27 protein-coding genes are annotated in these 26,923 nt (G+C 67.2%); 8 read left to right on the top strand and 19 right to left on the bottom strand.

Going from position 1 to position 26,923, the window contains the following annotated elements:
• Window positions 1-2 precede the first annotated feature (2 nt).
• Together PKE84_RS14855 and PKE84_RS14850 are read left to right on the top strand one after the other, a co-directional pair.
• On the top strand, window positions 3-1,415 hold the full coding sequence (locus tag PKE84_RS14855) for an aspartate aminotransferase family protein (protein ID WP_271178048.1): 1,413 nt from the start codon (window positions 3-5) through the stop codon (window positions 1,413-1,415).
• Window positions 1,416-1,551: 136 nt separating this feature from the next.
• Window positions 1,552-2,940: an NAD(P)/FAD-dependent oxidoreductase gene (locus PKE84_RS14850; RefSeq protein ID WP_271178047.1), complete on the top strand. Its 1,389-nt coding sequence runs from the start codon at window positions 1,552-1,554 to the stop codon at window positions 2,938-2,940.
• An 85-nt stretch (window positions 2,941-3,025) separates the two neighbouring features.
• Here the strand turns inward: PKE84_RS14850 and PKE84_RS14845 are convergent, their stop codons facing one another.
• The 4 genes from PKE84_RS14845 to PKE84_RS14830 all read right to left on the bottom strand — a co-directional run bounded on the left by PKE84_RS14845 (window position 3,026) and on the right by PKE84_RS14830 (window position 8,685).
• Window positions 3,026-5,011 carry an ABC transporter ATP-binding protein gene (locus tag PKE84_RS14845; RefSeq protein ID WP_271178046.1) on the bottom strand — a complete coding sequence of 662 codons (1,986 nt, stop codon included), beginning with the start codon at window positions 5,009-5,011 and terminating at the stop codon, window positions 3,026-3,028.
• Entirely contained in the window at window positions 5,008-6,741 is a 1,734-nt protein-coding gene (locus PKE84_RS14840; protein WP_271178045.1) for an ABC transporter ATP-binding protein, read from the bottom strand. The genes PKE84_RS14845 and PKE84_RS14840 overlap by 4 nt, the downstream gene beginning before the upstream one ends.
• Before the next feature lie 8 nt (window positions 6,742-6,749).
• Window positions 6,750-7,517 (bottom strand): TetR/AcrR family transcriptional regulator, encoded by a 768-nt coding sequence (locus tag PKE84_RS14835; RefSeq protein WP_271178044.1) that lies wholly within the window; start codon window positions 7,515-7,517, stop codon window positions 6,750-6,752.
• Window positions 7,518-7,722: 205 nt separating this feature from the next.
• Window positions 7,723-8,685: an aldo/keto reductase gene (locus PKE84_RS14830; protein WP_271178043.1), complete on the bottom strand. Its 963-nt coding sequence runs from the start codon at window positions 8,683-8,685 to the stop codon at window positions 7,723-7,725.
• Window positions 8,686-8,810: 125 nt separating this feature from the next.
• Here PKE84_RS14830 and PKE84_RS14825 point away from each other — a divergent pair, with 125 nt between their 5' ends.
• Together PKE84_RS14825 and PKE84_RS14820 are read left to right on the top strand one after the other, a co-directional pair.
• Window positions 8,811-9,308 carry a methylated-DNA--[protein]-cysteine S-methyltransferase gene (locus PKE84_RS14825; protein WP_271178042.1) on the top strand — a complete coding sequence of 166 codons (498 nt, stop codon included), beginning with the start codon at window positions 8,811-8,813 and terminating at the stop codon, window positions 9,306-9,308.
• On the top strand, window positions 9,305-10,009 hold the full coding sequence (locus PKE84_RS14820; protein ID WP_309297490.1) for a DNA-3-methyladenine glycosylase I: 705 nt from the start codon (window positions 9,305-9,307) through the stop codon (window positions 10,007-10,009). Before PKE84_RS14825 ends, PKE84_RS14820 begins: the two co-directional genes overlap by 4 nt.
• A 484-nt stretch (window positions 10,010-10,493) precedes the next feature.
• Here the strand turns inward: PKE84_RS14820 and PKE84_RS14815 are convergent, their stop codons facing one another.
• The 13 genes from PKE84_RS14815 to PKE84_RS14755 form a co-directional block, all read right to left on the bottom strand.
• Window positions 10,494-11,318 (bottom strand): YaaA family protein, encoded by an 825-nt coding sequence (locus PKE84_RS14815; RefSeq protein ID WP_271178041.1) that lies wholly within the window; start codon window positions 11,316-11,318, stop codon window positions 10,494-10,496.
• 1 nt (window position 11,319) lies between these two features.
• Complete coding sequence (locus PKE84_RS14810; protein ID WP_271178040.1) at window positions 11,320-11,835, bottom strand: P-loop nucleotide/nucleoside kinase family protein; 516 nt, start codon at window positions 11,833-11,835, stop codon at window positions 11,320-11,322.
• 43 nt (window positions 11,836-11,878) lie between these two features.
• Complete coding sequence (locus PKE84_RS14805) at window positions 11,879-12,139, bottom strand: F0F1 ATP synthase subunit epsilon (RefSeq protein ID WP_271178039.1); 261 nt, start codon at window positions 12,137-12,139, stop codon at window positions 11,879-11,881.
• A 2-nt stretch (window positions 12,140-12,141) separates the two neighbouring features.
• Complete coding sequence (gene atpD / locus PKE84_RS14800; protein ID WP_271178038.1) at window positions 12,142-13,605, bottom strand: F0F1 ATP synthase subunit beta; 1,464 nt, start codon at window positions 13,603-13,605, stop codon at window positions 12,142-12,144.
• A 38-nt stretch (window positions 13,606-13,643) separates the two neighbouring features.
• Window positions 13,644-14,543, bottom strand: coding sequence for a F0F1 ATP synthase subunit gamma (locus PKE84_RS14795; protein WP_271178037.1), 900 nt, complete (start codon window positions 14,541-14,543; stop codon window positions 13,644-13,646).
• A 45-nt stretch (window positions 14,544-14,588) separates the two neighbouring features.
• Complete coding sequence (gene atpA, locus PKE84_RS14790; protein WP_271178036.1) at window positions 14,589-16,226, bottom strand: F0F1 ATP synthase subunit alpha; 1,638 nt, start codon at window positions 16,224-16,226, stop codon at window positions 14,589-14,591.
• A 67-nt stretch (window positions 16,227-16,293) separates the two neighbouring features.
• A complete protein-coding gene (locus PKE84_RS14785; protein ID WP_271178035.1) occupies window positions 16,294-17,088 on the bottom strand; it encodes a F0F1 ATP synthase subunit delta in 795 nt (264 codons plus the stop codon).
• A complete protein-coding gene (locus PKE84_RS14780; RefSeq protein ID WP_271178034.1) occupies window positions 17,088-17,639 on the bottom strand; it encodes a F0F1 ATP synthase subunit B in 552 nt (183 codons plus the stop codon). Before PKE84_RS14780 ends, PKE84_RS14785 begins: the two co-directional genes overlap by 1 nt.
• A 31-nt stretch (window positions 17,640-17,670) precedes the next feature.
• Window positions 17,671-17,892, bottom strand: coding sequence for an ATP synthase F0 subunit C (gene atpE / locus PKE84_RS14775; RefSeq protein WP_064111451.1), 222 nt, complete (start codon window positions 17,890-17,892; stop codon window positions 17,671-17,673).
• A gap of 51 nt (window positions 17,893-17,943) precedes the next feature.
• Entirely contained in the window at window positions 17,944-18,741 is a 798-nt protein-coding gene (gene atpB / locus PKE84_RS14770) for a F0F1 ATP synthase subunit A (RefSeq protein ID WP_271178033.1), read from the bottom strand.
• A gap of 175 nt (window positions 18,742-18,916) precedes the next feature.
• The gene (locus PKE84_RS14765; RefSeq protein WP_271178032.1) at window positions 18,917-19,426 is read right to left on the bottom strand and encodes a Cg1360 family ATP-synthase-associated protein; all 510 of its coding nucleotides are present in this window, start codon (window positions 19,424-19,426) and stop codon (window positions 18,917-18,919) included.
• A complete protein-coding gene (locus PKE84_RS14760) occupies window positions 19,423-20,667 on the bottom strand; it encodes an MraY family glycosyltransferase (protein ID WP_271178031.1) in 1,245 nt (414 codons plus the stop codon). The genes PKE84_RS14765 and PKE84_RS14760 overlap by 4 nt, the downstream gene beginning before the upstream one ends.
• Window positions 20,668-20,670: 3 nt before the next feature.
• Window positions 20,671-21,399 (bottom strand): L-threonylcarbamoyladenylate synthase, encoded by a 729-nt coding sequence (locus tag PKE84_RS14755; protein WP_271178030.1) that lies wholly within the window; start codon window positions 21,397-21,399, stop codon window positions 20,671-20,673.
• 62 nt (window positions 21,400-21,461) lie between these two features.
• Here PKE84_RS14755 and PKE84_RS14750 point away from each other — a divergent pair, with 62 nt between their 5' ends.
• A complete protein-coding gene (locus PKE84_RS14750) occupies window positions 21,462-22,094 on the top strand; it encodes an HAD-IA family hydrolase (RefSeq protein ID WP_271178029.1) in 633 nt (210 codons plus the stop codon).
• A complete protein-coding gene (locus PKE84_RS14745) occupies window positions 22,094-22,708 on the top strand; it encodes an HAD-IA family hydrolase (RefSeq protein WP_271178028.1) in 615 nt (204 codons plus the stop codon). Before PKE84_RS14750 ends, PKE84_RS14745 begins: the two co-directional genes overlap by 1 nt.
• 110 nt (window positions 22,709-22,818) lie before the next feature.
• Here PKE84_RS14745 and PKE84_RS14740 read toward each other — a convergent pair whose 3' ends face one another.
• Entirely contained in the window at window positions 22,819-23,643 is an 825-nt protein-coding gene (locus PKE84_RS14740) for an ABC transporter permease (protein WP_271178027.1), read from the bottom strand.
• Window positions 23,640-24,566: an ATP-binding cassette domain-containing protein gene (locus tag PKE84_RS14735; protein ID WP_271178026.1), complete on the bottom strand. Its 927-nt coding sequence runs from the start codon at window positions 24,564-24,566 to the stop codon at window positions 23,640-23,642. The genes PKE84_RS14740 and PKE84_RS14735 overlap by 4 nt, the downstream gene beginning before the upstream one ends.
• A gap of 169 nt (window positions 24,567-24,735) precedes the next feature.
• On the opposite strand from PKE84_RS14735, the gene PKE84_RS14730 reads away from it, so the two are divergent.
• Both PKE84_RS14730 and PKE84_RS14725 read left to right on the top strand, forming a co-directional pair.
• The gene (locus PKE84_RS14730; RefSeq protein ID WP_271178025.1) at window positions 24,736-25,743 is read left to right on the top strand and encodes a TetR/AcrR family transcriptional regulator; all 1,008 of its coding nucleotides are present in this window, start codon (window positions 24,736-24,738) and stop codon (window positions 25,741-25,743) included.
• Window positions 25,744-25,870: 127 nt separating this feature from the next.
• A partial coding sequence (locus PKE84_RS14725) for a DUF222 domain-containing protein (protein ID WP_271178024.1) occupies window positions 25,871-26,923 on the top strand: 1,053 nt, incomplete at its 3' end.

The following is a 26,923-nucleotide window of genomic DNA, read 5'->3' as shown; positions in this document are numbered from 1 at the left end:
CGATGACAACCGTAGAAACGTTCGGCGAACCCATCACATCCAACGAGGCGGACCTGCAGGCCAAGGCCCGCGACCACCTCTGGATGCACTTCGCCCGGCAGTCGGTGATGGAAGACGGCCACGGCGTGCCGATCATCACCAAGGGCGAGGGCCACCACATCTGGGACTCCCACGGCAAGCGCTACATCGACGGCCTCTCGGGGCTCTTCGTGGTCAACGCCGGCCACGGTCGCAAGCGTCTCGCGCAGGCCGCGGCCAAGCAGGCCGAGGAGCTGGCCTTCTTCCCGATCTGGTCGTACGCGCATCCGAACGCCATCGAGCTGGCCGACCGGCTCGCGCACTACGCGCCCGGTGACCTCAACCGGGTGTTCTTCTCCACCGGCGGCGGCGAAGCCGTCGAGACGGCCTTCAAGCTCGCCAAGTACTACTGGAAGCTGCAGGGCCGGCCCACCAAGCACAAGGTGCTCTCCCGTGCTGTCGCCTACCACGGCACCCCGCAGGGCGCACTCGCCATCACCGGCATCCCGGCCATGAAAGAGATGTTCGAGCCGCTGACGCCGGGCGGCTTCCGCGTGCCGAACACCAACTTCTACCGCGCGGGCGAGATGGGCGCACCGACCGACGACATCGAGGCGTTCGGCGTCTGGGCGGCGAACCGCATCGAGGAGATGATCCAGTTCGAAGGTCCGGAGACGGTCGCGGCGATCTTCCTCGAGCCGGTCCAGAACTCGGGTGGCTGCTTCCCGCCTCCCCCCGGCTACTTCCAGCGCGTCCGTGAGATCTGCGACAAGTACGACGTTCTCATGGTCAGCGACGAGGTGATCTGCGCCTTCGGCCGCATCGGTCACATGTTCGCCTGCGACGAGTACGGCTACGTGCCCGACATGATCACCTGCGCCAAGGCGATGACGAGCGGCTACTCGCCGATCGGCGCCACCATCATCAGCGACAAGCTGTACGAGCCGTTCAAGCACGGCAACACGTCGTTCTACCATGGCTACACCTTCGGGGGACATCCGGTCTCGGCCGCCGTGGCGATGGAGAACCTCGACATCTTCGAGGAGGAGAAGCTCAACGAGGGGGTCCGCGAGAACTCGCCGCTGTTCCGCGCCGAGCTCGAGAAGCTGCTGGCGCTCCCGATCGTCGGCGATGTCCGCGGCGACGGGTACTTCTTCGGGATCGAACTGGTCAAGGACAAGGCGACGAAGGAGACGTTCGACGACGACGAGTCGGAGCGCCTGCTGCGCGGCTTCCTGTCGAAGGCGCTGTTCGATGCCGGCCTGTACTGCCGGGCAGACGATCGAGGCGACCCCGTCGTGCAGCTCGCTCCGCCGCTCACCATCGGGCCGGAGGAGTTCACCGAGATCCGCCAGATCCTCGAGTCGGTCCTCACCGAGGCGTCCAACCACCTCTGATCGCCCGCACCATCGAGTCCGAAGCTCCTGCGTCGAAATCGCCCGATTCGACGCAGGAGCTTCGGGCTCGTTGTTTTCTCCGCAGTGACGACGGGCATGAGCGCACACTCGTGCGCGCACGGGTGAGGAGTGACGGATGAGTTCGGTGCAGCAGAGCTACTGGTTCGATTCGATCAGCGAGGCCGAGCACGGGTTCCGGCCGCGGCCGGGGCTCACGAGCGACGTGGAGGTCGACGTCGCGATCGTGGGCGCGGGGCTGACCGGTCTCTGGACCGCGTACTTCCTGCAGCAGCACGACCCCTCACTGCGGATCGCGGTGCTGGAGAAGGAGGTCGCCGGCTTCGGCGCCTCCGGTCGCAACGGCGGCTGGTGCTCGGCGCTCTTTCCGAAGTCCGCCTCGGCGTTGGAGGCCAGGTACGGTCTCGACGGCGCCGTTGCACAGCGCCGGGCGATGGTCGACACCGTGGACGAGGTCGGTCGCGTCGCCGAGGCCGAGGGCATCGACTGCGACTACGTGCGCGGAGGGACGGTGACCTTCGCACGCTCGCGCGCGCAGCTCGCCGCCGCTCGGGCTGAGTACGCCGAGTCGGAGCGCTACGGCGTCGACCAGGTGTCGCTTCTCGGCACAGAGTCGGTGCGCTCCCGCTACGGCGTGCCGGATGCCGTGGCCGCGACCTTCACGCCGGCGTGCGCCCGCGTGCATCCGGCCAAGCTGGTGCGGGGACTCGCCCGCGTGGTCGAGCGCGCCGGCGCGACGATCTACGAGGGCACCGAGGTGCTCTCCTGGTCCGACGGTGTCGTGTCGGCGATCGCGGGCGGCACCGCCCGCACCGTGAGGGCGGGCACGGTCGTCAACGCCACCGAGGGCTACGGCGCGGCGATCAAGCAGGTCGGCCGGCGCATCCTGCCGCTGTACTCGCTGATGATCGCGACCGAGCCGCTCAGCGACGAGACGTGGGACCGGATCGGCATCGAGCACGGTCAGACCTTCGCCGACTTCCGCCACCTGATCATCTACGGTCAGCGCACCGCCGACAACCGCTTCGCCTTCGGAGGGCGGGGCGCGGTCTACCACCTGGGCAGCACGATCAGTCCCGCCTACGAACAGGTGGCCCGCGTGCGCGAGCACCTGCGCCACGCGCTCGCCGCGCTGTTCCCGGATGCGGCGGGCGCACGGATCACGCACCACTGGGGCGGCCCCCTCGGCGTCCCCCGCGACTGGCACGCGAGTGTCGGCCTGGACCGGACGCGACGGGAGGCCTGGGCCGGCGGTTACGTCGGCGACGGCCTCAGCACGACCAACCTCGCCGGGCGCACCCTCGCCGACCTGCTCACCGGGACCACCAGCGAGCTCACCCGGCTCCCCTGGGTCGGGCACCGGTCGCCGCGCTGGGAGCCGGAGCCGCTGCGCTACGTAGGCGCCAACACCGGGCTGCTCGGTGCGGAGGCAGCCGACCTCGAGGAGCGGCTGACGGGCAACCCCTCGATCGTCGCCCGCCTGCTGGCGCCGCTCACCGGGCACTGACCGAACGCGCGGAACCCCCGGCCCGGTGAGCCGAGGGTTCCGTGCGTCGTCGCGTCAGGCGTCGTGGTCTCGTGTCCTCGTGGCCTCAGGCTTCGTCGGAGACGGGCGCGGCGAACTGCGCGTTGTACAGCGTGTAGTACGCGCCGCCTGCTGCGAGCAGTTCGGCATGCGTGCCCTGCTCCACGATCCGTCCGGCCTCCATCACCAGGATCAGGTCGGCGTCGCGGATGGTCGACAGCCGGTGCGCGATCACGAAGCTGGTGCGGTCGCTGCGCAGCGCCGCCATCGCCTTCTGCACCAAGACCTCGGTGCGGGTGTCCACCGAACTCGTCGCCTCGTCGAGGATGAGCACGCTGGGCCGCGCCAGGAAGCCCCTGGCGATGGTCAGCAGCTGCTTCTCCCCCGCCGAGACGTTGCCGCCCTCATCGTCGAGCACCGTGTCGTAGCCGTCGGGGAGCGAGTGGACGAAGCGGTCGACGTACGTCGCCTTGGCCGCGTCGAGGATCTCCTCCTCCGTCGCATCCGGACGCCCGTACGCGATGTTCTCGCGGATCGTCCCGTTGAACAGCCAGGTGTCCTGGAGCACCATGCCCATCCGGCTGCGCAGGTCGCGCCGGGTCATCGACGCGATGTCGACGCCGTCGAGCGTGATCCGCCCCGAGTCCAGCTCGTAGAACCGCATCATGAGGTTGACCAGTGTCGTCTTGCCCGCTCCCGTCGGGCCGACGATCGCGACCGTCTGACCCGGCTGGGCGACGAGCGAGAGGTCCTCGATCAACGGCTTGTCCTCGACGTACCGGAACGACACGTCCTCGAACGCCAGCAGTCCCTTGGTGCCCTGCGGGCTCTCGGGCTCGGCCGGGTCCGCCGACTGCTCGTCGGCATCGAGCAGCTCGAACACGCGCTCCGAGCTCGCCACACCGGACTGCAGCAGGTTGGCCATCGACCCGAGCTGGGTGAGGGGCTGGGTGAACTGCCGCGAGTACTGGATGAACGCGGTCACGTCACCGAGCTGCATCACGCCGCTGGCCACCTGAAGGCCGCCGACGACAGCGATCACGACGTACATCAGGTTCCCGACGAACATCATGGCCGGCATGATGATGCCAGAGATGAACTGCGCGCCGAAGCTCGCCTCGTACATCTCCTCGTTCTTGAGCCGGAACTGCTCCTCGACCTCGCGGTGACGGCCGAAGACCTTCACGAGGGCGTGGCCGGTGAAGGCCTCCTCGATCTGGCCGTTGAGCTCTCCGGTGTGCTTCCACTGCGCCACGAACAGCTTCTGCGAGCGCTTCGCGATCACGGTCGTGATGATGAGCGTGAGCGGGATCGTGATGAGCGCGATCACGGCCAGCAACGGGGAGATGATGAACATCATCACGATGACGCCGATCACCGTGAGCAGCGAGGTGAGCAGCTGGCTCATCGTCTGCTGGAGGGTCTGCGAGATGTTGTCGATGTCGTTCGTCACACGGCTGAGGAGCTCACCGCGCTGCATCCCGTCGAAGTACTTCAGCGGCAGACGGTGGAGCTTGGCCTCGACGTCCTGGCGCAGGCGGTAGACCGTGCGCTGCGTGATGCCGTTGAGCACATAGGCCTGCAGGTAGCTGAACAGCGACGACGCGATGTAGAGCGCGAGCACCCACATGAGCACCATGCCGACAGCGGTGAAGTCGATGCCGGCACCCGGAGTGAACGTGGTTCCGCTCAGCAGGTCCGCGATCTGGGTCTGCCCGGAGGCCCGCGCACCGGCGATCACCTGCGCCTGGGTCATCCCACTCGGGAACTGGAGCGAGATCGCGCCGGCGAAGACCAGGTTGATGGCGTTGCCGAGCAGCTTCGGCCCGAGCACGGCGAAGACCACGCTGATCACGGCGAGCAGGGTCACGAAGGTGAGCCCGATCGCCTCGGGGCGCAGGCGGCCGGCGAGACGCTTGGCGGAAGGACCGAAGTTCATCGACTTCTCGACCGGTCCGCCCATCCCGCCGAACGGGCCCCCACCACCGGGACCGCGGCGAGGCGGTGCCGGCCGGACGGGTGCGGCTTCCTGGGTTTCGGTGTCGTCGCTCATGCTGCTTCCTCCGCGGTGAGCTGCGACGAGACGATCTCTGCGTACGTCTCGTTGTTCTGCAGGAGTTCTTCGTGGGTGCCGCGTCCGACGACACGGCCGTCGTCGACCACGATGATCTGGTCGGCATCGATGATCGTCGAGACGCGCTGGGCGACGATGATCATCGTGGCGTCGGCGACGTCGCGGGCGAGAGCCGCCCGGAGCCTGGCGTCCGTCGCGGTGTCCAGTGCGGAGAACGAGTCGTCGAAGACGTAGATCTCCGGGCGCTTGACCAGGGCTCTGGCGATGGCGAGACGTTGGCGCTGGCCGCCCGAGACGTTGGTGCCTCCCTGAGCGATCGGGGCGTCGAGTCCCTGGTCCATCCGCTCGACGAAGTCCTTCGCCTGGGCCACCTCGAGGGCGTGCCACAGCTGCTCGTCGGTGGCGTCGGGCTTGCCGTACCGGAGGTTGCTGGCGACCGTGCCCGAGAAGAGGTAGGGCTTCTGGGGCACGAGGCCGATGCGCGACCAGAGCAGGTCCGGGTCGAGTTCTGCCACGTCGACGCCGTCGACCAGCACGATGCCGCTCGTCGCGTCGAACAGGCGCGGCACCAGGTTGATCAGCGTCGTCTTGCCTGCGCCGGTGCTGCCGATGATCGCGGTGGTCTTGCCGGTCTCCGCGAGGAAGGTGATGTCGCTGAGCACGGGCTGCTCGGCACCGGGATACGAGAAGCTCACATCGACGAACTCGACGGTGCCATGGGATTCCAGCTGCATGATCGGGTTGTCCGAGGCGTGCACCGACGACTCCGTGTTCAGCACCTCGCTGATGCGTTCGGCGCAGACCGCCGCGCGCGGCACGAGGACCGCCATGAAGGTCGCCATCATCACGGCCATCAGGATCTGCATCAGGTACTGGAGGAACGCCGTGAGGGTACCGATCTGCATGGAACCGTCCTCGATGCGGAAGCTGCCGAACCAGATCACGGCGACGCTCGAGACGTTGAGCACGAGCATGACGATCGGGAACATCAAAGCGAACAGACGACCGGCGCGCAGCGCGGTGTCGGTGACCTCGTCGTTCGCCGTGCGGAACCGGCTCGTCTCGATGTCCTCGCGCACGAACGCCCGCACCACCCGGATGCCGGTGAGCTGCTCGCGCAGCACGCGGTTCACCCGGTCGATCCGCTCCTGCATCTTGCGGAATAACGGGACCATACGCGTGATGATCAGGCCGACGGCGACCAGCAGGATCGGGACGCTCACCGCGATGAGCCAGGAGAGCTGGATGTCCTGCTGCATGGCGAGGATGATGCCGCCGATCGCCAGGATCGGCGCAGAGATGAGCAGCGTGCAGGTCATCAGCACGAGCATCTGCACCTGCTGCACATCGTTCGTGTTGCGGGTGATGAGCGACGGGGCGCCGAACTTCGTCACTTCGCGCTCGGAGTACTCGCCGACCTTGTGGAAGATCGAGCCGCGCAGGTCACGGCCGACCCGCATCGCGACCTTGGCGCCGAAGTAAACGGCCGTGATCGAGCATCCGACCTGCACGAGCGTCACGCCGAGCATCCCGAGCCCGACCCACAGGATGTAGTTCGTGTCACCCTTGGCGATGCCGTTGTCGGTGATGTCGGCGTTCAGGGTGGGTAGCCAGAGCGACAGCAGCGACTGCGCGAGCTGGAACACCACCACGCCGATGAGCAGTGGCCAGTGCGGCCGGAGGAACCGGCCGAGGAGTTTGAGAAGCATGTGGTCCCTTAGTGTGCGGTGGTTTCGGTGATGCTGACGGATGCGGTGGTGCCGGCGGATGGGGTGGCGCTGACGTCGGCCGTGGCGCTGACGTCTGCCGTGGCGTCTGTGAGGTGTGTGAGGGCTGTGAGGTCTGCCTCGCCGATGACGGAATCGATGACGGCGTCGGCGGGCTCCGCTCTCGGGGTGACGACGGCGAACGGCTTGCCCGCGACACCGATGAGGGTGATGTCCGCGAGCTCGTCGACCCCGAACTCGATGCCCTCGTTCAGCGCAGGGAAGGCCGAGGCGAAGCTGATCATACGCAGGATGTAGGCGATGCGATCCGGCGGCCAGTTCAGCTGGTCGGCATCCGGGGCGAGAATACGCGCGATGATCGCCGCGAACTCGTGCCGTTCCTGCTTGACCGGAGGTCGCTCAGGGCCGATCACGGCCATGATGCGCATAACACTCTCGAACCGCTCGCGCAGCAGGTAGATGATCGCCCGCACCTTGTGCTGCAGCGGGAGCACCGGGTCGATGGAGCGCAACGCCTCGCGAAGCGGCTCGGGGTCGAGGTACTTCTCGATGGCGGCCTGCACGAGCGTCTCCTTGTCGCCGAAGGCACGGAAGATCGTGCCCTCGGCGATCCCGGCCGCCTCGGCGATCTGCTTCGAGGTCACGCCGCGGCCGTGCACGAGCAACAGCGGGATGACGGCATCGATGATCATCGCCTGCCGGTCTTCCACGGAAAGCGGTTGGGCGCGCCGCGGCCGCTCCTTCTCTTCGTTCTCCACGCGAGCACTCTAGTCGGAGTGAGTGCTCACTCACAAGGACGTTTCCGTTCGCTCAGGGCGAACTCGGGACCGCTCCCGCTGCCGCTTCGCGGACATCCACGCAATCGAGTCGGGGATTAATCACGCCCCTGCGCCGAGAGGTGCGATTAATCCCCGACTCGATTGATCCGGCGGTCCAGATCAGGTCAGGTCAGAGCAGCGCGAGTCAGGAGAAGATCGCAGTGATGGCGGCGATCTCCTCGGGCGTGGCGCGCCACGACGTCGCCGCCTCGGCGTTCTGCACGATCTGCTCCGGCTTCGTGGCGCCGGCGATGACGCTCGTGAGGCCGGGCTGCGCCAGCAGCCACGCGAACGTCGCCTCGAGCATCGTCACGCCGCGCTCGTCGCAGAACGCCTGGTATTCCTCGATGACGTCCCACGGCGCGTTGTCGACCAGGTGCTTGCGGATCATCATGATCCGGCTGTCCGACGGGCCACCCTCGCGGGAGAACTTGCCGGTGAACAGGCCGTTGTAGAGGGGGAAGTACGGAAGGAAGCCCATCCCGTACGCGTTCACCGCCGGAAGCACCTCCTTCTCCGCGTCGCGCACCAGCAGGCTGTACTCGTTCTGGGACGAGATGAACTTGGGGTGGCCGTGGAGCTCGGCTGTGAACTCCGCCTCGGCGATCTGCCAGCCGGCGAGGTTGGAGTGGCCGATGTACCGGATCTTGCCCTCGGTGATCAGGTCGTCGAGCGTCGCGAGCGTCTCCTCGATCGGCGTCGCGGGGTCGGGCTGGTGCAGCTGGTAGAGGTCGATCCAGTCCGTGCGCAGCCGTCGCAGCGACGACTCGACCGCGAGCCGGATGTACCGGCGCGACCCGCGGACGCCCCAGTCGGGCCCGTTCACCCCTGCCATGTCCATGCCGAACTTGCTGGCCAGCACGATCCGGTCGCGCTTGCCCTCGAGGGCCTTGCCCATCAGCGTCTCCGAGAGCCCGCGTTCTGCACCGTAGATGTCCGCCGTGTCGAAGAACGTGACGCCCGCGTCGATCGCGGCGTCGATCACCGCGTCCGTTCCTGCCTGCGATTCGGATGCGGTGCCGACGCGTCCGAAGTTGTTGCAGCCGAGGCCGATGGTCGAGACGACGAGTCCCGAGTCTCCGAGCGTGCGGTAGTCGATTTCTGCCATGTTCCGAGTCTATTTCGGCGCACCCGCGGACGGTGACCGTCCTCCACAGCACGACGAGCGTAGAGGTTGTCCCCAATGTCCGATTTCCGCGAGTGGATGTCGGATGGGCCCCCTACAGTCGAACCATGAGCACTTCCTTCGCCTATCTCACGCGCATGAGCAGCCCCATCGGCCGCCTCGAACTCACCAGCGATGGCCAGGCCATCACGTCGCTCTCGATCGAGCGCGACGGCCACCTTCCCCTCGAGGAGCACCAGGAACGCAGCAACGACGTGCTCGAGCGCGCCGTGAAGCAGCTCGGTGAGTACTTCGCCGGCGATCGCAAGAACTTCGAGCTCCCGGTCAGCTTCGGCGGTTCCGCATTCCAGCGCTCCGTCTGGGAGAGACTCGGTTCCCTCGAGTACGGGCAGCTCACGTCGTACGGCGAGCTCGGGCTCGAACTCGGCCGCCCGACGGCCGGTCGCGCGATCGGCGGCGCGGTGGGCGCCAACCCGATCCCGATCATCATCGGCTGTCATCGAGTGCTGTCGTCCACCGGCAAGATCACGGGCTACAGCGGAGGCGAGGGCATCCCCACGAAACTGTGGCTCCTCACGCACGAAGGGATCATGCTGGCGGCATGAGCGCACCCATCGACGACAGCTCGCCCGCCTCCCCCGAAACGACGACCGGCTCACTCGAGGGCCCGGCCACCACCACCACCGCCACCTCCCCCGATTCGACCGATGCACCGGATGCCGCCGCCACACCACGCGCCTCCGTGATCGTCGGCGACGACGGGCTCGCGCGCTGCTCCTGGGCCGCGACCGATCCCGAGTACCGCCGGTACCACGATGAGGAATGGGGTCGCGAACAACACGATCCGCGCGCGCTCTACGAGAAGCTGTGCCTCGAGGGCTTCCAGGCGGGCCTCTCCTGGATCACGATTCTGCGGCGCCGCCCGGCGTTCCGCGAAGACTTCTACGGTTTCGACGTGGAGCGGGTCGCCGCGATGACCGAAGCCGACGTCGAACGCCTGCTGCAGGATGCCCGCATCATCCGCCATCGCGGCAAGATCGAGGCGACGATCGCCAACGCGCGCGCCACGCTCGCCCTCGATCGACCGCTCGAAGAACTGATGTGGAGCTTCGCTCCGCCGGCCGCAACGACGCCGCGCCCGCGAGGCTGGGGCGACGTCCCCGCCGTCACCGTGGAATCGACCGCGCTCAGCAAGGAGTTGCGCCGCAACGGCTTCCGCTTCGTGGGGCCGACGACCATGTACGCGCTGATGCAGTCCACCGGCATGGTCGACGACCACTTCGAGGGATGCTTCCGGGCCGAGTGATCTCGCGCCGAGCCGCGGCGCAGTGTGCAGTGGACTCCGGCCGGCCCCTACTGCGCCGACCCGCCAGAAAAGGCGGGCCGACGCAAAGAGGGTCGGGCCGACGACGGCACTCATTCGGAACGCTGGATTCTCGCTCGCAAGGCCCCCTCCGCACGTGCCCGACCGCAGGCGGAACAGAGACCTCACGCATCCGAACGTTCACAATCGGCGTGAGGGGATTCACGCCGGGTTACCGTGACGTCGGCCCGACAGATCGGCGGGGGTGAGCGCATCTCAACGTCGAGAGCGCCAAACCCACCTCGGCTGGATGCTCCTCCTCTGGCTCGCATTGCCCGATACGAAGCTGTGAGAGCTTCACCTGGTGTGAGCTTATCTCACTTTTGCCGGGTGCACTACCGATTCACGCAAAGACTTGCGCGCCTGCAGTCTTGGGCGGCAGCCCAATTCGGGGGGTCCCCGAGACCGTCGCCGCGACCGGCCGGGATCAGCGCAGAGCCGCCATCAGGGAGCCGCGCTCCCCCGTGACCTCGGGCACGACGAGCTCCAGGTCGCCGACCCCGCCGGCGGAGGCCGGGCCACCCGTCGAGAGGCTCAGATCGTAACCCTCCGAGCGCGCCCAGTCGAGCAACTCCGCTGTGCCCGCGAAGTCGATCCCGCACTGGACGAGCGCACGGGCGAACAGCCCCTTCGCCTGCTTGTTGAAGTGATTGAGCGCCCTCGTGTTGCCGGACTCGTCCCTCGCGAGCACCCGCACATAGTGCACGTGCTCGCGCACCGGGGTCGGCCCGAGGGCGGCATACCCCTCCGAGCGCAGATCCAGGATCAGGCCGGGGCGAGCGGCGAGCAGGCCACCGACGACGGGCGCCCACCGCTTCTTCAGCGTGGGAGCGCCACGCTCGAGCGACAGCCGCGAATCGAACGAGAGACGATAGGCCGGGATCAGATCGTCGGCACGCACCAGCCCCAACAGCGCCGAATGCACCGCGAGAGACGAGTGCGCGAATGCGCGGGACTCCTCGGACAGCGAGGGGGCGTCGAGGGCGTCGTACAGCACCCCGGTGTAACGCTCCAGCGCGGGCATCGTCGCGGAGCTGCGGATCGCGCGATTGCGGTCGACCTCGCCGGCCTGCTTCGGGCCCAGCTTGAGGGCCCGGATGCTCGCCTCGCGGTTGCGGGACAGCTTCGCCACGGCCGCGAGCACCTCGCGTCGCACGCGCGAAAGCTCGCCGAAGCCGAGGCCGTCGAGGGCGAGCGGCTCTCCCGCTCCCCCGTCGCGCTTGGTCTCGGAGGGCGGTAGAAGGATGAGCACGCTAGCCCTCCAGGAAGGCCAGCGCGATCTCGACGTTCTCGCCGAGCGGCGCCGCCGTATCGATGGTGACGCGGGGAAGCGACGCGCACGCGCCCTTCCACTCGGCGTACTCGTCGATGCTCTGCTCGACGGCGTAGACGCTCGGCACGACCCGGCGCTTGGAGAGTCGCTCGTTGTGGAGTTCCTCGTCAGAGCAGACGACCTCGATCACGCGCAGCTTCACGTCCGACCGCGCAGCCAGGTCGCGCCACTGCAGACGGGCCGGCTCCACGGCGTTCACCGCGTCGACGATCACCGAGTGACCGGCGAGCAGCACCTGCTCGGCCATGGTCTCCGCAACCAGATAGGCCGCGAGCCCGGTGGGCTGGTCCGAGTCGATCCCGGCCTTGAGGATGGACGCCTCGATCGGATCCACCGATACGGTGGTGGCGCCCATGCGGGCACCGAGGATCTCGGCGAGCGTCGACTTGCCCGAGCCGGGGAGCCCGGCCATGGCGATCAGAACGGGGACGCGCACGTCCCCGAACTGTCGATCGATCGGCCCTGCCGCGTCCGCCAACTCAGACCAGCTCTGCCTGACGCGCCACCACGGTGACGGTGTTGTTCTCGACGGAGAGGAAGCCGTCGTCGGCTTGCGCCTTGATCGACTCCCCTCCGTTCAGGGTCACGCGCACCTCGCCGGAGGCGAGGATGGCCAGCAGCGGTTCGTGGCCGGGGAGGATACCGATCTCACCCTCGACCGTCTTCGCGACGACCATGTTCGCCTCGCCCGACCACACTTCGTGGTCGGCGGCGACGACGCTGACGTTGAGGACAGCCATTATCAGCCGTTCTCCTTCTGGATCTGAGCCCACTTCTCTTCGACGTCCGAGATCGAACCGACGTTGAAGAACGCCTGCTCGGCCACGTGGTCGTACTCGCCCTTGGCGATCGCGTCGAACGACTCGATGGTGTCCTTCAGCGGAACGGTCGAACCCTCGACGCCCGTGAACTTCTTGGCCATGTAGGTGTTCTGCGAGAGGAACTGCTGGATGCGGCGCGCACGCGACACCGTGATCTTGTCCTCTTCCGAGAGCTCGTCGACACCGAGGATGGCGATGATCTCCTGCAGTTCCTTGTTCTTCTGGAGGATCTGCTTGACGGTGGTCGCCACGCGGTAGTGGTCCTCGCCCAAGTAGCGGGGGTCGAGGATGCGGCTGGTCGAGGTCAGCGGGTCGACGGCCGGGTACAGGCCCTTCGACGCGATCTCACGCGACAGCTCGGTGGTGGCGTCGAGGTGGGCGAACGTAGTCGCCGGCGCCGGGTCGGTGTAGTCGTCGGCGGGCACGTAGATCGCCTGCAGCGAGGTGATCGAGTGACCACGCGTCGAGGTGATGCGCTCCTGCAGAACGCCCATCTCGTCGGCGAGGTTCGGCTGGTAGCCCACCGCGGACGGCATGCGGCCGAGCAGCGTCGAGACCTCGGAGCCGGCCTGCGTGAAGCGGAAGATGTTGTCGATGAAGAGCAGCACATCCTGCTTCTGCACATCGCGGAAGTACTCCGCCATGGTCAGGGCCGACAGGGCGACGCGCAGACGCGTTCCCGGCGGCTCGTCCATCTGGCCGAAGACGAGGGCGGTCTTGTCGAAGACGCCCGCCTCCTCCATCTCGTGGATCAGGTCGTTGCCCTCACGGGTGCGCTCGCCGACACCGGCGAAGACGGAGACACCGCCGTGGTCCTGGGCGACGCGCTGGATCATCTCCTGGATGAGCACGGTCTTGCCGACACCGGCACCGCCGAACAGGCCGATCTTGCCACCCTGCACGTACGGGGTCAGCAGGTCGATGACCTTGATGCCGGTCTCGAAGAGCTGGGTCTTCGACTCGAGCTGGTCGAACTTCGGGGGCTCGCGGTGGATGCCCCAGCGCTCGGTGATCTCGACGGTCTCGCCGGGCTCGAGGTTCAGGATGTCACCGGTGACGTTGAACACCTTGCCCTTGGTCACATCGCCGACCGGCACCGTGATCGGGCCGCCGGTGTCGCGCACCTCGCCGCCGCGGACGAGTCCGTCGGTCGGCTTCAGTGCGATGGCGCGCACGAGGTCGTCACCGAGGTGCTGAGCGACCTCGAGGGTGATCTCGGTGGACTGCTCACCGATGGTGATCGTGGTCTTGAGGGCGTTGTAGATACCCGGGATCGAGTCGTGCGGGAACTCGATGTCGACGACCGGGCCGGTGACGCGGGCGATGCGCCCCACGCCGGCGGGCTGCTCGGTCGAAGCCTGGGCTTCGGCGGTTGCGGTAGTCATGTGTCTTCTCTTCTCGTTCTACTAAACGTGGGACCCGGTCACTTGGCGGAGGACAGTGCGTCCGCGCCGCCGACGATCTCGGAAATCTGCTGGGTGATCTCGGACTGGCGAGCGTTGTTCGCCAGACGGGTGTAGTCGGTGATGAGCTTGTCTGCGTTGTCGCTCGCGGCCTTCATCGCCTTCTGCGTCGCGGCGTGCTTCGACGCAGCCGACTGCAGCATCGCGTTGAAGATGCGGCTCTCGATGTACACCGGGAGCAGCGAGTCGAGAACGGTGCCGACATCCGGCTCGAACTCGTACAGCGGCAGCACCTGCTTGTTGTCGGGCTCCTCGACGCCTTCGACGACCTCCAGAGGGAGGAGTCGCACGACCTCGGGCTCCTGCGTCAGCATGCTGATGAAGCGGTTGTAGATCACGTGGATCTCATCGACTCCGCCGTCGGATGCATCGCGCAGGAACGACTCGAGGATCGCGTCCGCGATCTCCTTCGCCTGCTCGAATTCCGGGGCATCCGTGCCGCCGGTCCACACCCGCTCGAACGCGCGACGACGGAAGCTGAAGTATCCGCTCGCCTTGCGTCCGATCAGGAAGTAGACGACATCCTTGCCCTGGCTGCGCAGCAGCTCAGCGAGCCGCTCCGACTCCTTCAGCACGTTCGAGTTGAACGCCCCGGCGAGTCCGCGGTCCGAAGAGAAGATGACGATCGCAGCGCGCTCGATCTTCTCCGGCTCGGTGGTGAGGACGTGCTCGACGTTCGAGTACGTCGCCACGGCCGAGACCGCGCGCGTGATGGCGCGGGCGTACGGCGTGGATGCAGCGACCCTCGCCTGCGCCTTCTGGATGCGTGAGGCGGAGATCAGCTCCATGGCCCGAGTGATCTTCTTGGTCGTCTGGGCAGACTTGATCTTCTGCCGGTAGACCCGAAGTTGCGCTCCCATGTATCTCCTACATACCTATCTGCTGTGCCGACGGAATGCCGTGGCTCAGCGCTTCGCCTTGACGATCTGCTCCTGGTTGACATCTTCCTGAGCGATGGCCTCGAACTCTTCGCGCCCGACCGAGGCGAGGGGCTTGCCCTCACCGGTCTGGAACTCGAGCTTGAACTTGTCGATCTCCGAACCCAGCGTGTCGACCGTCTCGTCGGAGAGGACGTTGGTCTCGCGCAGAACGTCGAGGACGTTCGAGTTGCGGCGCAGGTGGTCGAGCAGTTCGGACTCGAAGCGCAGGATGTCTTCGACAGGGACCTCGTCGAGCTTGCCGTTGGTTCCGGCCCAGATCGAGACGACCTGCTCCTCGACGGGGAACGGCGAGTACTGCGGCTGCTTGAGCAGCTCGGTCAGGCGGGCGCCACGAGCGAGCTGACGGCGGCTGGCCTGGTCGAGGTCGGAGGCGAACATCGCGAACGCCTCGAGCGAGCGGTACTGGGCCAGCTCGAGCTTGAGCGTTCCCGAGACCTTCTTGATCGACTTGACCTGAGCGTCGCCACCGACACGCGAGACCGAGATTCCCACGTCGACCGCCGGACGCTGGTTGGCGTTGAAGAGGTCGGACTGCAGGAAGATCTGGCCGTCGGTGATCGAGATCACGTTGGTCGGGATGTACGCCGAGACGTCGTTCGCCTTCGTCTCGATGATCGGCAGACCGGTCATCGATCCGGCGCCCAGCTCGTCGGACAGCTTGGCGCAACGCTCCAGCAGACGGGAGTGCAGGTAGAACACGTCACCGGGGTACGCCTCGCGTCCCGGCGGACGACGCAGCAGCAGCGAAACGGCGCGGTAGGCCTCCGCCTGCTTCGACAGGTCGTCGAAGATGATCAGGACGTGCTTGCCGCTGTACATCCAGTGCTGGCCGATGGCCGAGCCGGTGTACGGCGCGAGGTACTTGAAGCCGGCGGGGTCGGAGGCCGGAGCCGCGACGATGGTGGTGTACTCCATCGCGCCGGCGTCTTCGAGGGCACCCTTCACCGAGGCGATGGTGGAGCCCTTCTGACCGATCGCGACGTAGATGCAGCGGACCTGCTTGTTCTCGTCGCCCGACTCCCAGTTGGCCTTCTGGTTGATGATCGTGTCGATCGCGATCGCCGTCTTGCCGGTCTGGCGGTCACCGATGATCAGCTGGCGCTGGCCACGGCCGACGGGGATCATGGCGTCGATCGCCTTGATGCCGGTCTGCAGGGGCTCGTGCACACTCTTGCGCTGCATGACGCCGGGCGCCTGCAGCTCGAGCTCGCGGCGGCCTTCGGTCGCGATCTCGCCGAGACCGTCGATCGGGTTGCCGAGCGGGTCGACGACGCGGCCGAGGTAGCCGTCACCGACGGGCACCGAGAGGACCTCGCCCGTGCGGGTCACCTCCATGCCTTCGACGATCCCGTCGAACTCACCGAGGATGACGACACCGATCTCGTTCTCGTCCAGGTTCTGGGCCAGGCCCGCGACACCGTTGGAGAAGCGGATGAGCTCGTTCGCCATCACGCCGGGGAGACCCTCGACGTGCGCGATGCCGTCGGACGCGTCGATGACGTGCCCGATCTCGGTGGTGTCCGCCTTGGACGGCTCGTAGTTGGAGACGAAGTCCTTCAGCGCATCCCGAATCTCATCGGGGCTGATCGTTAGTTCTGCCATCGTTGTTCCCTATCTGTGCGGGACTTGGACGTCCCTCAATGCCTGTGTTCGGCAGGAGACCGTGCGGTCAGCCCACCAACTGAAGTCGTAAATCGTGAATGCGCGAAGCGATGCTGCCGTCGATCACATCGTCGCCGATCTGCACGCGCAGGCCACCCAGCAGGGTGGCGTCGACGATCTGGTTGATCTTCAGCCGAGTGCCGTACCGCTGGGAGAGGACGGACTCGAGACGCTTCTCCTGCGCGGCGGGAAGCGACGCGGCGGTGTAGACGGTCGCGACCGTGAGCTCGGACTGGGCCGCAACGGTGTTGGCGGCTGCGCGGAGCGCTTCACGGATGCTGCGTCCACGCGGCTGCAGCACGAGCTGGCGCACGATCGCCGCGGTCTGCGGGGAGGCCTTGCCCTCCAGCAGCCGGTCGACGAGCGCGGCCTTGGCTGCCGGATCGGCCAGCTTGCTGCGCAGCGCGAGTTCGAGCCCTGCGTTGGAGGTCACGGCGCCTCCGAACGTGAAGAGCTCCGACGCGATGTCGATGTCGGCGGGTGCGGACTTCGCGATGGCGCGGATCCCGAGCTCCTCGATCGCGGCGAGCACGTCGGTCGCATTCGACCACCGCTCACGCGCGACCGCGACCAGCAGGCCGAGCGCCGGCTTCGACACCTTCGGGCCGAAGACGCTCGTCACGAGCGCCGCCTTACCTGCCGGGTCGGCCGAAGGGTCGCTGATGACCGAGCGGAGCTGGGCGGAGTCGGCGACGACTCGTCCTGCGGCGAACAGGTCTTCAGCCGTCGCCAGATCGGCCTTGGTCTCCGCGTCGAGAGCCGACACGGACCGGGCCAATGCTTCTCTGGTGGCGCTTCCCATTACTTGCTCGATCCTGCCTTCTCGCTGGCTTCGAGGTCGGCCAGGAACCTGTCGACGATCGCCTGCGAACGCTTGTCGTCATTGAGGGCTTCTCCGACGACGCCGGAGGCCAGGTCGATCGCGAGCGATCCGACCTCACCGCGCAGCGACACGACGGCCGCCTGGCGCTCGGCCTCGATCTGCGTCTGAGCCTGAGCGGTCACGCGCGCGGCCTCGGCCACGGCGTTGTCCTTGGCCTCGGCGACGATCTTCGCGCCATCGGTGCGGGCCTGCTCGCGGATCTTGGCAGCTTCGGTGCGCGCGTCGGCGAGCTGGGCGGTGTACTCCTCGAGGAGTGCCTCCGCCTTGTGCTGCGCCTCGTCGGCCTTCGCGATGTTGCCTTCGATCGCCTCTGCACGCTCATCGAGCAGCTTCTTCATGCGCGGAAGCACGAGCTTCCAGAAGAAGACGAAGATGATGATGAAACAGATCAGCGAACCGACGATGTCGTACCACTCAGGGATGAGCGGATTAGGCGATTCTGTAGCAGCTTTCACCACGGAGTGGATCATGCTTCCTCCTTACTGACTGAGAAAAGAGGACTTAGACGAAGATGAAGTAGGTCGCGATACCGATGAACGCCAGCGCCTCGGTGAAGGCGATACCGATGTACATCAGAACCTGGAGACGACCGGCGAGCTCGGGCTGACGAGCGACACCCTCGATCGTCTTGCCGACGACGATACCCACACCGATGGCGGGGCCGATGGCGGCGAGGCCGTATCCGACAGTGGCAATGTTGCCGTTGATAGCAGCGATGTCCACGTTATGTGTTTCCTTCCGTGATGGCGGTCAGCGCGGGCGCGCTGACCGTTGTTAGTGTTCCTCGGCGACTGCGAGCTGAATGTAGACAGCCGTGAGCAGTGCGAAGACGTAGGCCTGCAGTACTGCGACCAGGATTTCGAAGAGCGTGAAGACGAATCCGAACGCGAGCGTGCCGAATCCGAAGAGCGTCCACCAGCTCCCGGCCGTGAAGAAGAAGAACGCTGTCGCGCTGAAGAACAGCACGAGGAGGAGGTGGCCGACGACCATGTTCATGAGAAGTCGGAGCGTCAGCGTGATCGGGCGCAGGATGAAGGTCGAGACGAACTCGATCGGCGTCACGATGATGTAGAGGGCCTTCGGCACGCCGGGCGGGAAGAGCGCGTTGCGGAAGAAGTTCGACGGGCTCTTCTTGATGCCGGCGTAGATGAACACCACGTAGGCGACGACCGCGAGCACCAGCGGAACGCCGATGACCGAGGTTCCCGCGATGTTCAGGAACGGGATGATTCCCGTGAGGTTCATGAACAGCACCATGAAGAAGATGGTGGTGATCAGCGGAAGGAAGCGCTTGCCGTCCTTCTTGCCGAGCAGGTCTTCTGCGATGTTCACTCGCGTGAAGTCGAGACCCATCTCCACGACCGACTGGAAGCGGCCGGGAACGATCTTCATGCGGCGGGTGCCGAGCCAGAAGACCAGGATGATGGCGAGCACCGCGATGAACCGGATGACCATGATCCGGTTGACCTCGAAGCCACCGATGGAAAAAATTGCGGGCGGGAAGAACTCATCGATCGACGGACCGTGGAAGCTACCGTCATCGGAGCTTGCGGTCTGGACCAGCAGGTTCACAGCGTTAGCTAACAGCGCTATCTCCTGTTTCGGGGCGTCGAGCTAAAGCTCTCGCGACGACGAACATGTGAACACCTTCACAATCGCACCGGCAGAATTCGCTCGGGCAGGTGTGGGGTGGGGGAACTTCGATAACTCTACAAGAGATTTTGCAGGGTAACGAATCGGATACGGCTTACGGCTTTTCCCCAGGCAGTTGCGCATCGCTGACATACGGGATGCGCGATCGGAACACGACCACCATGTCGACGACGAGCGATCCGATGACGCCCACGATCAGGCTCAGGAAGAGCACGATCGGGTTGATCCAGGGCTGATTACGCAGCAGGACGGCGAGCACGATGAACAGCGCGAACTTGAGCAGCCAGCCGCCGAGCACGATGCCGAAGAACAGACCGACGAAGAGGTCGCTCCCGATGAATCGATTGGCGATGAGGATGCTGAGCGCGGTGATGCTCAGGAAGACGACCGCCATCAGCGTGCCGATGAGCGCGCTCGTGACGCCGATCCAGCCGGCGAACACTCCCCCGAGCACCGCGCCCACCACCGCGATCACGATCGCGAGGATCGCGCCGTACTTCAGCACGTCTTTGAAGACGGCCGTCGAGGTGGGCTGTGCAGGCGTAGCCGGGCGCGCCGGCTTTGGCTGGCCGGCCGAAGGCGTTCCGCTCTCGTGGTCGGTCATGGGATCTCCTTGGTGCTGGGCGGGGTGGTCTCGAGTTCTGGCTTCTCGCTGGCGGCGTCGAGCTGGTCGTAGTGCGCCGTCGCATCCGCTTCGTGGGTGCCGGCCGGTGCGAGCTCGGCGGCCGCTTCGTTCGCCTTGCGCCGGCTCAACGGCGCGAGGGTGAACGCCGTGCAGATAACGAGACCGACGGCGACGAAGACGATGGCCATCCAGTAGGGGTCGAAGAAGAACAGCAGGCAGCCGATCGACAGCACAGCGGTCCACGCGTAGAAGATGAGCACGGCATGCAGGTGGCTGTGCCCCATGTCGAGCAGGCGGTGGTGCAGGTGCTTGCGGTCGGCGCTGAACGGCGACTTCCCCGCCCGCAGGCGCCGGATGACGGCGAGACCGAAGTCGAGCAGCGGAACGATCAGCACGGCGAACGGCAGGATGATCGGGATGAAGGCCGGCACCAGCGACGAGCGGCCGAGCGTCGGGAGCACCTCGGGATTGATCGTGCCGGTGACGGAGATCGCCGAGGTGGCCATCAGCAGTCCGATCAGCAGGGCGCCGGCATCCCCCATGAACATCTTGGCCGGATGCCAGTTGAGGGGAAGGAACCCGGCGCACGCCCCGACCAGGATGGCCGCGATCACGCCGGCCAGGCTGAAGTAGTTCTGCGGGCTGATCTCGCGCTGCAACAGGTAGGTGTAGACGAGGAAGGTGCCGTTGGCGATCAGGGCGACACCGGCGACCAGGCCGTCGAGCCCGTCGATGAAGTTGATGGCGTTCATCACGAGGACGATCGCGAAGAGCGTGATGATGATGCTCATCACGGGCGAGCCGACGGTGAGACCGCCGATCGGCAGCGAATAGATCTGCACGCCCAGCCAGGCGACCAGCCCGGCCGCGACGAATTGGCCGGCCAGCTTCGTCATCCAGTCCAGGTCCCAGATGTCGTCGGCGACGCCGATGACGACGATGAGCAGCGACGCGCCCAGGATGGCGAGGATCGGGCCGGAGTCGGAGAAGATCAGCCCGAGCACGCCGAACTGGCTGGAGAGCAGGTAGGCGACGCCGAACGCCACCAGGATGCCGAGGAACATGGCGATGCCGCCGAGCCGCGGGGTGGGGCGCGTATGCACGTCGCGCTCCCGGATCTTGGGGTACAGGCGGTACTTGAGGCTCAGCTTGTAGACGACGAGCGACATCCCGAAGGTGATGACGGCCGAGATCAGGGCGAGGGCGAGGAGGAGGGTCACGACTCACGCATCCGACGGGGTCTCAGTGGATGCCGGCTCCGCTGCGTCGCTCGGCGCCAGCTGGTCGCCGACGATCGCGCGGATCTGCTCCTCTGAGACGACCCCGTGGCGCAGGATGCGCAGCGGGCCCGTTCCCGCCGCGAGCGCCGTGGCGTCGATGATCGTGGACGAGGAGTCCTTGCCCTCGACGCGGTCGTACGCCGCGCCGGCCTCTCCCCCGTCGAGATAGACCTGGACCGAGTCGCCGAGCATCGCTTCGGCTTCCGCCGCCGTGCGCGCCGCCGACCGGCCGGTGAGGTTCGCGGACGAGACCGCGAGCGGGCCCGTCTCAGAGAGCAGTTCGAGCGCGATCGTGTCGCTCGGCATGCGCAGGGCGACGGTCCCACGGGTCTCCCCCAGATCCCAGACGAGCGACGGCTGGGCCGGGAGGACGACGGTGAGGCCGCCCGGCCAGAATTCCTGGACGAGGTCGGTGACCGCCTGAGGAACCTCCTCGGCGAGCGCCGCCAGGGTCGGGATACCGGGGATCAGCACCGGGGGCGGCGACTGCCGTCCGCGCCCCTTCGCGTCGAGCAGGCGCTGCACGGCGGCGGGGTCGAACGCGTCGGCGGCCACTCCGTACACGGTGTCCGTGGGGATGACGACGAGCTCGCCGCGGCCGATGGCGGCGCGCGCGAGCCGCATGCCGGTGAGGAGTTCGGAGTCGACCGAGCAGTCGTAGATGGTTGCCATGTCGGCACAATGATAGTTGAGCGATCAGGGGGTTCCCTGTCGGTGGGTCGATACTGGAGGCGATGGATGTCTACTTCTTCGACTGCGACAAGACCCTCTACGACTACGACTTCCACGAGCGCCTGCCGAAGCTCGCCCAGCTCGGCGGCGTCAGCCAGTACCGACTGGCGTCGACCTGGTGGGCGGGCGGGCATGAGCGCGCGGCCGAGATCGGCGAGTACGCCACCACCGAGGAGTACCTCGAAGCCTTCGCCGAGGTGACGGGGGCGAAGCTGACGCTCGAGCAGTGGCAGCAGGCCCGCAAGGCCGCGATGACGCCGATCACGGGCTCGATCGCCGCCCTGCATGAGGCAGCGACGCTCGGCACCGTCTCCCTGCTCTCGAACAACCCCATCCCGTTCAAGGACTCGCTCCCGGTGCTCGCGCCGGAGATCATCGACGTGTTGCAGGGCAACGACCTCGTCTCCGCCGTGCTCGGCGCCCGCAAGCCCGAGCGCCGCATCTACACGCGCGCACTCGGCCGTTTCGGCGTGGTGCCGGGGGACGCCATCCTGTTCGACGACTCGCTCGCGAATGTCGAGGGCGCGCGCGAGGCGGGCATGCACGCGTTCCACTTCACGAAACGCGACGACGGGACCTTCGACACCGAGGGCCTGGTGGAGGCCATCCACGCGTTCGCGGAGCGCGACCGCTGATGCTGTTCGTCTTCGACATGGACAACGTGCTGTACGACTACGACTGGCGGCACCGGATGTCGGCGATGACCGAGCTCACCGGCCTGGAGCTGACCGAGCTGCGCGACCGCTGGTGGAACGCCGAGGGCGAAGGCGCCGCCGAGGCGGGCGCGTTCCCGACGCCGGAGGCGTACCTCGACGCTCTCTCCGCCGCCCTCGAGGTGGACCTGTCGGTGAGCGACTTCCTGCGCGCCCGGGGCGGGGCCATGACGCCCTGGCCGGGATCGCTCGCCGCCGTCGAACGGGCCGCCGAGCTCGGGACGGTCACACTGCTGACCAACAACGGTCCCCTCGTCGAAGCGCATCTCGCCACGCTGGCCCCCGAACTCGTCCCCCTGTTCGGACGCGACCACCTCTTCTCATCGTCGCACTACGGCGCCCGCAAGCCGGACCCGGTGGTCTTCGAGCGGGTGCTCGAACGCTATGGGGCGGATGCCTCGGAAACGTTCTTCGCCGACGATCTGCCCGAGAACGTGGCCGGCGCGCGGTCCGTCGGGATCTCGGCCCACCTGTTCCGGAATCCGGAAGGGCTGCTGGCGGCGGTCGACGACTTCGCCGTGTCCGTCGCGGCCTGAGCGCGGCGGGACGCCGCCCTCTCCGCTGGAGGCGGGGAGCGACGGCGTCCGACCCGTTGCCGGGCCGTCCCGGTTGGGGCGCTTGGCCCGGGTGACCCGGGTTCAGCCGGTCAGCGGCGTCCTGCCTTGCGGCGGAACAGCCAGGCCGCCCAGATGTAGGCGCCGATGGTGATGGCCAGGCACCAGCCGACCGCCCACCACGCGCGGTCGCCGATCTCGGTGCCGAACAGCAGGCCGCGGATGGTCTCGATCACCGGCGTGATCGGCTGGTTGTCGGCGAACCACTGCAGCCATCCGGGCATCGTGTCCGTCGGGACGAAGGCGCTCGACAGATAGGGCACGAAGAGGAGCGCGAATCCGTAGCCGCTCGCCGCCGCTGCGGTCCGGGCGGCCAGTCCGATGGCCGCGTACAGCCAGGTGATCGCGAGGATGAACAGGGCGATCATCCCGATGGCCCCCAGCCACTGCGCCGGCCCGGCCGTCGGCCGGAACCCGACGAGCAGGGCGACGCCGATCACGACTCCGGTCGCGAGCAGGTTGCGGGCGAGGCTGGCGACGACGTGCCCCGTGATCACCCCGTTCGCGCGCAACGGCATCGTGCGGAAGCGGTCCACGATCCCGTTGCTCATGTCGTCCGCGACATCCACCGCCGTGCTGGAGGAGCCGAAGCCGGCGCAGAGCAGGATGATGCCGGGCACCACGTAGTTCACGTAGTCGCCGCCGCTGTCGATCGCGCCACCGAACACGTAGGTGAAGAGCAGCATGAGCATGATCGGCAGAACGATCGCCATCGTGAGCGCTTCGACGTTGCGGAGCGTGTGCCGGATGCTCCTGCCGACGAACACCGCCGTGCTGGTGAGGGTGGAGACGGCGCGGTCGGCCGGTGCGGCGATCGCGGTGCGGGTGTCGGTGCGGGTGTCCAGTGCGACGCTCATCGGATGACCTCCAGTTCGGAATCGGTGCGGGATGCGTGGTCGCTGAGGGATGTCCGGTCGGTGAGGGCGAGGAACACGTCATCCAGGCTCGGCTTGCGGATGCTCACGCTCGAGCCGGGCACGCCGGCCGCGTCGAGCCGGTCGATGGCTTCGCGCAGGCCGTGGACGGTCCCGTCGGTGGGGAGCTCGCGGACGATCTCGTCGGCCGCGTCGCGCAGCTCGACGACCTCGCCGCCGATCCGCGCCTTCAGTTCGGCCGCGGTCCCTTCGGCGACGACGACGCCGCCGTCGATCACCGCGATTCGGTCGGCCAGCTGGTCGGCCTCCTCGAGGTACTGCGTGGTGAGGAAGATGGTGATCCCCTGCGCTGCGAGTCCCAGGATCATGTTCCACAGGGTCTGCCGGCTGCGGGTGTCGAGCCCCGTCGTCGGCTCGTCGAGGAAGATAACGGGCGGCGTCGCGACCAGGCTGATCGCCAGGTCGAGTCGTCGGCGCATGCCCCCCGAGTACGTCTTCACGCGCTTGCGTGCGGCGTCGGCCAGGTCGAAGCGCTCGATGAGCTCGGCGGCGCGCGCACGCGCATCCGGTGCGTTGTAGCCGGAGAGCCGCGCCATCATGCGCAGGTTCTCCTCGCCGGTGAGCACTTCGTCGACGGCCGCAGACTGCCCGGTGAGGCTGATCGCGCCCTTTACCCCCTCCGGATCGCGGACGACGTCGTGGCCGGCGACGCTGGCCGTTCCCGCGTCGGGGTGCACGAGGGTGGACAGGATGTTGATGAGCGTCGTCTTGCCTGCCCCGTTCGGCCCGAGGAGCGCGAAGACGGTTCCGGCCTGCACACGCAGTCCGATCCCGTCGAGCACGCGCTGATCGCCGAACGACTTGCGGAGGTCGGTGACCTCGATGGCGATGGTGCTGGCTGCCATGATCGTTCCCTTCTGGTCTGGATTGTGTCGGTTCTGGGTGATTCTGGGTGGTTCTGATCTGGGTGGTGCTTCTGCGTATGTCGCAAACTGTTTACGTCGCATACGGTTTTGTTTAAGTAATACACAGTTCTAGGATGAGTGTCAACGACCGATCAGAAAGGCGGCCCGAATGGCCGACGCCGTCGAAGAAGCGCTCCCCCGCGCCGTCGCCCTGAGCTGGGGCGTGGCCGAGCGACCGCAGCGCGGACCCAAACGCGAGCTCAGCATCGAGCGCATCATCGAGACGGCGATCGAGATCGCCGACACCGAGGGCCTCGGCGCCGTGTCGATGAGCCGGATCGCCACCGCACTGGGATTCACGACCATGTCGCTCTACCGCTACGTCACCAGCAAAGACGACGTGCTGCTGCTCATGCAGGACGCGGTCTGCGACATCCCGATCCCGCCCGACGACGAGGTGATCGACTGGCGGGCCGGACTGCGCGGGTGGGCCGCCGCCTCGATCCACGTGCTGCAGGCGCATCCGTGGTTCGCGGACATCCCGATCTCAGGCATGCCGCTGATGCCGAACAACCTCGCCATCCTCGACTGGGGGCTGCGCGTGATGAAGGACCTCCCGCTGAGCGAGCCGGAGAAGATGTCGACGGCGCTGCTGCTGAGTTCGTACGCGCGCGCCGTCGGCGTCGTCGAACGAGACGTGACGCAGGCCCGCGCCCGAGAGGACACGCCGGCTCAGCGAGGAGAGGCCTTCACCGAGGCACTGTCGGAGCTCGTGACCGACGAGCGCTTCCCGTACCTGGCTCCGTTGGTGCGCTCCGGGGTGTACTCGGACGCGGAGGGCGAGGACGAACAGGACGACTTCGCCTACGGCCTCGAGCGCATCCTCGACGGGATCCAGCATTACGTCGACGCCAAGGCCACCGGTGCGCCCGTGGTGGCCTACGAGCCCCGGCCGGAGCCGATCCCGCACGACAAGGCGGTGCGTGAGGCCGCGAAGGCACGGCGGGAGGCGGAGGGGCGGCTGCGCGAGGCGCGCAAACGGGAGCGCGAGGCGATCGCCCGGGTTCGTGAGCGCGAGCGGAACGCGGCGGAGAAGGCGAAGGAGCGCGACGCGAAGGCGGCGGAGAAGGCCGCGAAAGAGGCCGAGAAGGCGGCCAAGGAGGCTGCGAAGGGGTGAGGGGTGCGGTCCCGCAGAGACCGGCCTCCACAGAACGCAGAGCTTGCGCGTTATCCACAGGATAAATAGCTGATCAAAGCCGCTTTTGCGGGCTTCGAATGTCAGTGGTCCGTGATGGACTGGGTCCATGACCACCCCGACACCGGCCGCGGCGCTTCGCGAGGCGCTGCTTCCGGCGACCGCTCCGGAGGCGCTCGGGCGCGACGACCTCCTCGCCGCCGTCGCGACCGTCGGCGACGCGCAAGCCGTGCTCGACGCAGTGAAGCTGCGCATCGCCGCCGAGCTGGTTCACCGATCGGCAGCCCCGGGTGACTCCAACCCCACGATGCGTGCCGGCCACGCGTCCCCGGCCGCCCTCCTGGCGGAACGGTGGCGAATTGCGATGCCGGCCGCCCGTCGGCTCTGCCTGGTGGGCGACGCCGTCTCGGCGAGCACCGGCCCGGCGGGCGAAGACGTTCCGGCCGCGTTTCCGGCGCTCGCTTCCGCGCTCTGCGCGCCCCTCGATGAGGCTCTCGATTCATCGCAGGGTTCATTGTCCGCACCCATGCCCACGCCCACGCCCACGCCCACGCCCACGATCGGCGTTGAGCAGGCGGCGGTGATCGTGCGGGAGCTGTCTTTGGCGGCGCCCGCGTGTTCGCCGGATGCGCTGGCGCTGGGTGAGCGGGTGTTGGTCGACAATGCTCCCGATCTGACGGTGGCGCAGTTGCGGGGGTTGGCGGTTCAGGTGCGGGACCGTCTCGACGATGACGGCATCCTGTCGAGGGAGAAGCGTCGCCGCCAGCGCCGGTCGTTGACGATCTCGACCACCGCCGACGGCATGACCCACGTCGACTGGTATCTCGATCCGGAGTCCGCCGGGTATGTGGTCACCGCCATCGACGCAGCCGTCGGGCGCGACCTGCGCGCGGTCCGCTTTCGCGACCCCGACGCTGCCACCGCCGACCCGGATGGTTCCCACCGCGCCGACGTTTCGCACAACTCAGACGGTTCGGACGCGTTGCTGGAGTCTCGGAGCATGGCGCAACTGCGGTCGGATGCAGCCACCGAGGTCTTCCGGCACCGCATCAGCTGCCCGCGCACGAACTCCGACGCGGTCACCGGCACCGCACCGGTCACGGTCGTCGTGCGGATCGGTCTGGAACAACTCCGAAACGGGCACGGCACCGGACAGCTCGAC

The sequence above is a fragment of the Leifsonia poae genome (assembly GCF_027921845.1).
Taxonomy (GTDB): Bacteria; Actinomycetota; Actinomycetes; order Actinomycetales; family Microbacteriaceae; genus Leifsonia; species Leifsonia poae.
Note: the sequence above shows the minus strand (reverse complement) of the source record. Positions and strands in the feature narration are given on the sequence as shown.

Coding starts and splice junctions, on each gene's coding strand:
- PKE84_RS14855 (WP_271178048.1), top strand. CDS start 3: ATGACAACCGTAGAAACGTTCGGCGAACCCATCACATCCAACGAGGCG.
- PKE84_RS14850 (WP_271178047.1), top strand. CDS start 1,552: ATGAGTTCGGTGCAGCAGAGCTACTGGTTCGATTCGATCAGCGAGGCC.
- PKE84_RS14845 (WP_271178046.1), bottom strand. CDS start 5,011: ATGAGCGACGACACCGAAACCCAGGAAGCCGCACCCGTCCGGCCGGCA.
- PKE84_RS14840 (WP_271178045.1), bottom strand. CDS start 6,741: ATGCTTCTCAAACTCCTCGGCCGGTTCCTCCGGCCGCACTGGCCACTG.
- PKE84_RS14830 (WP_271178043.1), bottom strand. CDS start 8,685: ATGGCAGAAATCGACTACCGCACGCTCGGAGACTCGGGACTCGTCGTC.
- PKE84_RS14825 (WP_271178042.1), top strand. CDS start 8,811: ATGAGCACTTCCTTCGCCTATCTCACGCGCATGAGCAGCCCCATCGGC.
- PKE84_RS14820 (WP_309297490.1), top strand. CDS start 9,305: ATGAGCGCACCCATCGACGACAGCTCGCCCGCCTCCCCCGAAACGACG.
- PKE84_RS14805 (WP_271178039.1), bottom strand. CDS start 12,139: ATGGCTGTCCTCAACGTCAGCGTCGTCGCCGCCGACCACGAAGTGTGG.
- atpD (WP_271178038.1), bottom strand. CDS start 13,605: ATGACTACCGCAACCGCCGAAGCCCAGGCTTCGACCGAGCAGCCCGCC.
- PKE84_RS14795 (WP_271178037.1), bottom strand. CDS start 14,543: ATGGGAGCGCAACTTCGGGTCTACCGGCAGAAGATCAAGTCTGCCCAG.
- atpA (WP_271178036.1), bottom strand. CDS start 16,226: ATGGCAGAACTAACGATCAGCCCCGATGAGATTCGGGATGCGCTGAAG.
- PKE84_RS14785 (WP_271178035.1), bottom strand. CDS start 17,088: ATGGGAAGCGCCACCAGAGAAGCATTGGCCCGGTCCGTGTCGGCTCTC.
- PKE84_RS14780 (WP_271178034.1), bottom strand. CDS start 17,639: ATGATCCACTCCGTGGTGAAAGCTGCTACAGAATCGCCTAATCCGCTC.
- PKE84_RS14765 (WP_271178032.1), bottom strand. CDS start 19,426: ATGACCGACCACGAGAGCGGAACGCCTTCGGCCGGCCAGCCAAAGCCG.
- PKE84_RS14755 (WP_271178030.1), bottom strand. CDS start 21,399: ATGGCAACCATCTACGACTGCTCGGTCGACTCCGAACTCCTCACCGGC.
- PKE84_RS14750 (WP_271178029.1), top strand. CDS start 21,462: ATGGATGTCTACTTCTTCGACTGCGACAAGACCCTCTACGACTACGAC.
- PKE84_RS14745 (WP_271178028.1), top strand. CDS start 22,094: ATGCTGTTCGTCTTCGACATGGACAACGTGCTGTACGACTACGACTGG.
- PKE84_RS14740 (WP_271178027.1), bottom strand. CDS start 23,643: ATGAGCGTCGCACTGGACACCCGCACCGACACCCGCACCGCGATCGCC.
- PKE84_RS14735 (WP_271178026.1), bottom strand. CDS start 24,566: ATGGCAGCCAGCACCATCGCCATCGAGGTCACCGACCTCCGCAAGTCG.
- PKE84_RS14730 (WP_271178025.1), top strand. CDS start 24,736: ATGGCCGACGCCGTCGAAGAAGCGCTCCCCCGCGCCGTCGCCCTGAGC.